1 protein-coding gene is annotated in these 1139 nt (G+C 63.3%); it reads right to left on the bottom strand.

Annotation, left to right across the window (positions count from 1 at the left end):
• Window positions 1-107 precede the first annotated feature (107 nt).
• The gene (locus LPW26_RS25300) at window positions 108-1070 is read right to left on the bottom strand and encodes an IS5 family transposase (RefSeq protein ID WP_238738529.1); all 963 of its coding nucleotides are present in this window, start codon (window positions 1068-1070) and stop codon (window positions 108-110) included.
• Window positions 1071-1139 lie beyond the last annotated feature (69 nt).

Raw genomic sequence — 1139 nt, forward strand, 5'->3', positions numbered from 1 at the left:
AGGCCTCTGCGAAACCGCCCTAACAGGCATTGTAGGTGGGTGATTGGCAGATCTGGTGATGGGATTTGTACTGCGCGTGGCGGCTCAGCCGCCTTGCGGCTGGTTTGTCAGCGGATGGCGGCTGCGGTCCGCAGATTGTAGGCGATCGAGATCAGATCGAGGTGGAAGGCATTGGCGGCGATGCCGGCGTAGCGCATGCGGCTGAGGCGGTAGCGGCCTTTGATTTGAGAGAAGGTGCGTTCGACAGCCTGCCTCACGCGGCCGATCAGCTTGTTGCGCACGCTCTGCCAACGCTGCAGCGCCTTCTGATGTTTGTTGCGGCGATGCTGGATGCGGTCCTTGATGCCGCGGGCTTTGAGGGCCTGGCGGCGGGCGCGCTTCTCGTAGGCCTTGTCGGCATAGACGGCCTTCTCGTCGCCAAGGACGAGGTCGTCGGCGACTTCGCTCTCAGCCGTCTTGGCGCCGGTCAGTTTGCGGGCTCGGATCAGACCCGATCCCTGATCGACCGAGATGTGCGCCTTGTAGCCGAAGAACAGCTTGCGTCCCTTGCCATGCCGGGTCCAGTTGGCCTCCGGGTCGTGCGCCGACCGGCTCTCTGTCTCACGCGGTGTCGATCCCGAGGCGGGCGTCCGCCCTGAACTTTGCACCAGGGTGGCGTCGATCAGAGTCCCTGTCTTCAAGACATATCCGGCCGCTTCGAGCTGGCGGAGAACCTCCTGAAACAACGCCTCGCCAAGGCCCGCCTGCTGCAAGGCATTGCGAAACCGGCACAGCGTGGTCTCGTCGGGCGTCTGCGCATCCAGCGCGAACCCGCAAAAGCGTCGAAACGAGACCCGGTCGAGCAGTGCCTCCTCAAGCCCAGGGTCCGACAGTCCGTACCATTGCTGCAGCAGCAAAGCTTTGAACATCGCCAGTGGCTCGTACGGCGGACGACCGGTCTCGCCCGGCCGCACCTTGCGGATCAAACCAGCAAGACGATCCCAATCGATCAGCCCCGAGATGCGATCCAGCCGCTGGTTGCGCCCAAACCCCGCCGGCAGCAAAGCCTCGATGAAACTGTCCTGCGTCATCCGATCCACCTCCGATACGCGCAAGTGAATCACACTTTGCCACGCTCGTCAGTTTTGCAGAGGCCTCGC

The sequence above is a fragment of the Rhodopseudomonas infernalis genome (assembly GCF_022271405.1).
Taxonomy (GTDB): Bacteria; Pseudomonadota; Alphaproteobacteria; order Rhizobiales; family Xanthobacteraceae; genus Rhodopseudomonas; species Rhodopseudomonas infernalis.

Excerpts from the sequence above, each read along its gene's own strand:
- LPW26_RS25300 (WP_238738529.1), bottom strand. The coding sequence starts at position 1,070 with ATGACGCAGGACAGTTTCATCGAGGCTTTGCTGCCGGCGGGGTTTGGG.